A 5,254-nucleotide genomic window follows, 5' to 3' on the forward strand; every position below is an offset into this window, starting at 1 on the left:
GCGTCGGCCATGCCGGGAGGCAGGCCCGCCACGAGGCGAGGCCCGAGTGGATTTTCGAGCCGAGGGGCGTCGGCCATGCCGGGAGGCAGGCCCGCCACGAGGCGAGGCCCGAGTTGGTTGCGCGGGCCGGGTACCCGCGCAGCGGGTGCGCGCTCGAAGGCATTACTCCGACACGCCCGTAGCGAGAGTGCCCTGCCGGGGAGCGGGAGCTATTCCGCTCCCCGGCGCCCGTTCCTACGGAGAACTGGGTGGAGGTGGCGCGGCCGGCGGCGGAGGCGGCGGGTTGGGGATCCAGACCCAGTGGTACTGAATGGTCGTGCCGTCCCCGCGCAGCTCATACCTGCCGTGGGGGTACTGGACAACGGTCGGGATCGGCGGCGGAGGCGGCGCGGGCTTGACCACCACGACCGGAGGTGGGGTGGCGTAGACCACGGGCGTGGTGTACACGACCGACTGGGTCGTAACGGCGTGAACCGGTCTGGGGTGGAGCAAGGGGCCGAAGAGCTGGTTGAACACGGCGAAGGAGGCCAACCCCAGGGCCACATTGGTCGAGCTTCCCGCGTGAGCTGCCGGGGCCATCAGGCCAACCATCAGGGGGACCACGAGGAGAAGGGCCATCAACCGGCGCATCGAGTTCACCCCCTTTCTTGCCCCGTTGGACGGGGTCCCGGGTCGGGCTATTCAGCGGGGGCCGTTTGTGCTAAATAGGCAGCACAATGCAGTGCCGAAGCTGCCACGCAGACAACCCGCGAGAGAACCGCTTCCGCGATCAGTGCGGGGCCGCGCTGGAGGCCCGCTGCCCCCAGTGTAGCGCGCCGGTCCGGGTAGGGGCGCGATTCTGCGGGGCAGGCGGCCAGCGCCCGACCGCCGAGCCGGTGCAGGAGGTCTAGCGTGCCCTTGGCCGGCGGGCCCCGGAGGTTACGCGGTGAAGATCGCGATCGTTGGGGCCTGCGACCTCCTGATCGTTGCTCGACGCTGGTCAGAGCGCTGGAGGAGAAGAATCGGGTCCCGGGGGCGGTCCTACGGTGTCATCTGAGGGAGGCAGACAATGCGACTCGCGGGTAAGGTTGCGGTAGTCACAGGCGGCGGGAGCGGGATCGGCCGGGGGATCGTGCTCTGCATGGCCCGGGAGGGCGCGAACATCGCGATCCCCGACATCCAGTTCGAGAACGCGCAGCAGGTGGTCAAGGAGGTGGAGGCGCTGGGGCGGAAGGCGCTGGCGCTCAAGACCGACGTGACGCGGGCCGCCGACGTCCAGGGTACGCTGAACCGGATCCGCGAGGACTTCGGCCAGCTGGACATCCTGGTGAACAACGCGGGGGTCGCCGCTCCGCCGGGGCTTCCGTTTACAAAAAACGTCGAGGAGGACTGGGATCGCGTGTACGCGGTGAACGTGAAGTCCATCTTCCTCACCTGCAAGGCGATCGCGCCGTACTTCATCGAGCGCAAGGCTGGCAGGATCATCAACATCGCCTCGATCGCCGGCCCCCTTTCGGCGCCCACGATGCCGCCGTACAGCGTCTCGAAGATGGGCGTGATCACCTTCACGCGGATCGTGGCCAAGGAGCTCGCGCCCCATGGCATTACCGTCAACGCCATCTGCCCCGGCGTCCTCTGGACGGCGTTCTGGGAGGGGCTCGCGGAGTACATCGCCAAGACCAACCCGGCATTCACGGGGATGACGCCGCGACAGGTCTTCGAGAAGCGCGTCGCCGATCTCGTGCCGATGAAGCGGGAGCAGACGCCGGAGGACATTGGCTGGGCCGCCGTCTTCCTCGCCTCGGAGGAAGCGCGAAATATCACGGGACAGGCGCTCTGCGTGGACGGCGGTGCCGTCATGCACTGAGGGCATGTTGTCCGGCCGATCGGAGGCGTGGTAGGGTGTGCTCGGTGAGGCGAGGATGGCCGCATCGAAGGCGGATCTGAAGCGGTTCCTCGAAGGCCAGCGGGTTGTCAACGCGCTCGTCCGCGAGGAGACCTGGCGCAGGTTGGCGACGCTGACGATAGAAGAGGCGCGGCAGAAGTATGATGGGCTCTGTCGGCTCTGGGAGTCGAGCCCGGCCCGCCAGGACGTTGGCGACTTCGACCGCATGCGGATCGATGAGCTGGTGAAGTTCCGCCAGCGCCTGGACCTGGCCGCTCGCAAGCGTCGCTGTCGGTGAACCTCTGGCGGCACCTGAAGCGGACAAAGTCTCCCTGAGGACGCGCCCATGGACTTCAACTTCACACCCGAGCAGGAAGCGTTCCGCCAGGAGGTGAGGGAGTGGCTCCGCGCCAACCTCCCCACCGACCTGCGGGGGCGCGGCTTCGCCGCCACCCGGGCCGACCGCGCCCAGGTGGACCGGCTCCGCGCCTGGCAGAAGACGATGTACGAGGCCGGGTACGTGGGGATGGACTGGCCGCCCCGGTACGGGGGGCGCGGCGCCTTGATCGTCGAGCAGCTCATCCTCTACCAGGAGATGGCCCGCGCCCAGTCGCCCCAGCCCGTTAATCGCGGGGGCCTCAGCATGCTGGGACCGACGTTGATGAAGTACGGGAGGGAGGCCCAGCAGAAGCGCTTTCTCCCGAAGATCCTCACCGCCGAGGAGATCTGGTGCCAGGGCTTCTCCGAGCCCAACGCCGGGAGCGATCTCGCCAACCTCCAGACCCGGGCGGTGCGCGACGGCGAAGCCTTCGTCGTCAGCGGCCAGAAGGTCTGGACCAGCCTCGCCCACGTCGCTGACTGGGGATTCTTCCTGGTGCGGACCGATCCCGACGCGCCCCGGCATAAAGGGATTACGTTTCTGCTGGTCGATATGAAGTCGCCGGGCATCACGGTGAGGCCGTTGCGCCAGATGACGGGGGAGGCCGAGTTCAACGAGGTCTTCCTCGACAACGTGCGGGTGCCCGTCGAGAACGTGGTCGGCGAGGCGAATCGCGGCTGGGAGGTCGCCATCACCACCCTCGCCTATGAGCGCGACCTCCTCACGTTCATCCGGAACATCTCGCTCCGCAACGCCCTGGACCGGCTGATGGAGCTGGCGCGGCGGCTGAAACGGGACGGCGGCCGGGCGGTAGACGATCCGGGGGTGCGCCAGAAGCTCGCGGCGCTCGTCATCCACGAGAAGTGCCTCCAGCTCAACGGCTACCGGAGCCTCACCAAGATCCTGAAGGGCGGCCAGCCCGGGCCCGAGGGGTCCACCTCCAAGCTCTTCTGGAGCCAGGTGGACCAGGAGCTGGCCGAGATGGCCACCGAGCTGCTCGGGCCTTACTCCCAGATCACGCACGGCTCGGAGTGGGCGCCCGGCGAGGGGCAGTGGGCCTTGTACTGCCTGCTGGCCCGGGCCAGCGGGATCCGCGCGGGAACCTCGGAGATCCTGCGCAACATCCTGGGCGAGCGCGTGCTCGGGCTGCCTAAAGACTGAGAGGCGAAACCATGGCCGAGGATCTTCTCTACGAGGTCAAGGACCGGATCGCGACGATCACGCTGAACCGCCCCGACAAGCTCAACGCCTTCACGCGGTCGATGATCGACGCCTGGGCGAAGTCGCTCGCCGAGGCCCAGCGCGATGACGACGTCAACGTGGTGGTCGTGACCGGCGCCGGGCGCGCCTTCTGCGCCGGCGGCGACGTGGGCCGCATGGGGGAGGGCGAGCCCACGCCGCTCGAGCACAAGAACCAGCTGTGGGAGAACATCCACCGCGTCCCCAGGACGCTGGAGCAGATGGACAAGCCGGTGATCGCGATGGTCAACGGCGTGGCTGTCGGTGCCGGGATGGGCATGTGCCTGATGTGCGACGTGCGGGTGGCCTCGGACGAGGCGCGCTTTTCGACGGGCTACGTGAAGGTCGGGCTCGTCCCGGGTGACGGCGACACCTACTTCCTGCCGCGATTGGTCGGTCCCGCCAAGGCGCTGGAGCTCCTGTGGACAGCCGACTTCATCGACGCGCAGGAAGCGCTCAGGCTCGGCATCGTCAACCGCGTCGTCCCCGCTGCCGAGCTGCGGGAGGCCACCTACGCGCTCGCCAGGCAGATCGCCGAGGGCCCCCAGATCCCCATCCGGATGATCAAGCGGCTCGTCTACCAGAGCCTCCGCCTCGACCTCCGCACGCACCTGGACCTGGTCTCGTCTCACATGGCGATCGCGCGCGAGACCGAGGACCACAAGGAGGGGGTGCAGGCCTTCAAGGAGAAGCGGGCGCCCAAGTTCACTGGCCGCTAGGGAACCCGGAGGGGGGCTACGCCCCCCTTCCGGACCTCCCCCCGAGGAATCTGCGCGGGCAAAGCCCGCGCGCGGAGTGGAACCAGCAATGGCCGGCGAACCGTCAGGAGCGCGAGTGTATGCAAGCCTGTTGCTCCGACACGCTCCGAGCAGTGCTCCGGAGCTGCGGAGGGGACTGACGCGGTGAGTGTTCCCGTAGGGAGGGTTTGAGCATGCACGTCGGGATGGCGACCGTCTTTCAGAACCCGAGCAAGGCGCGTGCCGATTACGACGTCTATCGGAACGAGCTGAGGCTGGCGGACCTCGCCGAACCGCTCGGCTTCGAGTCCGTCTGGGGTGTTGAGCATCACTTCACCGACTACACCATGTGCCCGGATGTCCTGCAGTTCCTGACCTACATGGCGGGCCGGACCGAGCGGCTTCAACTCGGCTCGATGGTCGTGGTGCTGCCGTGGCACGACCCGCTGCGCGTGGCCGAGCAGGTGGCGATGCTCGACACCATCTCGAAGGGTCGGCTGATTCTCGGGCTCGGCCGCGGCGCCGGCCGGGTCGAGTTCGACGGCTTCCGGCTGCCCATGGAGGAGTCGCGCCAGCGCTTCGTGGAGTGCGCGGAGATGCTCCTCCGCGGCCTCGAGGCCGGCGCCTGCGAGTACGACGGCGTCTTCGTGAAGCAGCCGCGCGCCGCCATCCGGCCGGCGCCCTTCAAGTCGTTCCGCGGCCGGACCTATGCGGCGGCGGTCTCGCCGGAGTCGGCGCCCATCATGGCCAAGCTCGGCGTCGGTCTCCTGGTCATCCCGCAGAAGCCGTGGGCCGAGGTGGCGAAGGAGCTGGACGCGTACCGGACGACCTACCGCCAGGTCAACGGCACTGAGGCGCCGGCGCCGATCTGCGCCGGCTGGACGTTCTGCGATCCGAGCGCGGAGCGCGCCGAGGAGCTGGCGCGGCGCTACATCGGCGGCTACTACCAGACGGTCCTCGAGCACTACCGGTTCGTCACCCCCCATCTGGCGACGACGAAGGGGTACGAGTACTACGGCAAGATGGCCGAGAAGA

7 protein-coding genes are annotated in these 5,254 nt (G+C 68.3%); 6 read left to right on the plus strand and 1 reads right to left on the minus strand.

Translation table 11 applies throughout. The features are described from left to right. Positions 1-234: 234 nt before the first annotated feature. The gene (locus HY726_07005; protein MBI4608736.1) at positions 235-630 is read right to left on the minus strand and encodes a hypothetical protein; all 396 of its coding nucleotides are present in this window, start codon (positions 628-630) and stop codon (positions 235-237) included. A gap of 86 nt (positions 631-716) precedes the next feature. Here HY726_07005 and HY726_07010 point away from each other — a divergent pair, with 86 nt between their 5' ends. From HY726_07010 to HY726_07035, 6 genes are all read left to right on the plus strand, one after another. Then, positions 717-890 carry a zinc ribbon domain-containing protein gene (locus HY726_07010; GenBank protein MBI4608737.1) on the plus strand — a complete coding sequence of 58 codons (174 nt, stop codon included), beginning with the start codon at positions 717-719 and terminating at the stop codon, positions 888-890. A 158-nt stretch (positions 891-1,048) separates the two neighbouring features. Next, on the plus strand, positions 1,049-1,846 hold the full coding sequence (locus HY726_07015) for a glucose 1-dehydrogenase (protein ID MBI4608738.1): 798 nt from the start codon (positions 1,049-1,051) through the stop codon (positions 1,844-1,846). 55 nt (positions 1,847-1,901) lie between these two features. After that, positions 1,902-2,162, plus strand: coding sequence for a hypothetical protein (locus tag HY726_07020; protein MBI4608739.1), 261 nt, complete (start codon positions 1,902-1,904; stop codon positions 2,160-2,162). Between the two features lie 48 nt (positions 2,163-2,210). Further along, complete coding sequence (locus HY726_07025) at positions 2,211-3,404, plus strand: acyl-CoA dehydrogenase family protein (GenBank protein ID MBI4608740.1); 1,194 nt, start codon at positions 2,211-2,213, stop codon at positions 3,402-3,404. Between the two features lie 11 nt (positions 3,405-3,415). Continuing rightward, positions 3,416-4,201, plus strand: a complete 786-nt coding sequence (locus HY726_07030) for an enoyl-CoA hydratase (protein MBI4608741.1) — start codon at positions 3,416-3,418, stop codon at positions 4,199-4,201. Positions 4,202-4,413: 212 nt separating this feature from the next. Next, positions 4,414-5,254 (plus strand): LLM class flavin-dependent oxidoreductase (locus HY726_07035; GenBank protein ID MBI4608742.1); only part of this gene is annotated, 841 nt, incomplete at its 3' end.

The sequence above is a fragment of the Candidatus Rokuibacteriota bacterium genome, from assembly GCA_016209385.1.
Classification (GTDB): Bacteria; Methylomirabilota; Methylomirabilia; order Rokubacteriales; family CSP1-6; genus JACQWB01.

What these genes read in the sequence shown, in the direction of transcription:
- HY726_07005 (MBI4608736.1), bottom strand. Translation starts at nt 630, where the DNA reads ATGCGCCGGTTGATGGCCCTTCTCCTCGTGGTCCCCCTGATGGTTGGC.
- HY726_07010 (MBI4608737.1), top strand. Translation starts at nt 717, where the DNA reads ATGCAGTGCCGAAGCTGCCACGCAGACAACCCGCGAGAGAACCGCTTC.
- HY726_07015 (MBI4608738.1), top strand. Translation starts at nt 1,049, where the DNA reads ATGCGACTCGCGGGTAAGGTTGCGGTAGTCACAGGCGGCGGGAGCGGG.
- HY726_07020 (MBI4608739.1), top strand. Translation starts at nt 1,902, where the DNA reads ATGGCCGCATCGAAGGCGGATCTGAAGCGGTTCCTCGAAGGCCAGCGG.
- HY726_07025 (MBI4608740.1), top strand. Translation starts at nt 2,211, where the DNA reads ATGGACTTCAACTTCACACCCGAGCAGGAAGCGTTCCGCCAGGAGGTG.
- HY726_07030 (MBI4608741.1), top strand. Translation starts at nt 3,416, where the DNA reads ATGGCCGAGGATCTTCTCTACGAGGTCAAGGACCGGATCGCGACGATC.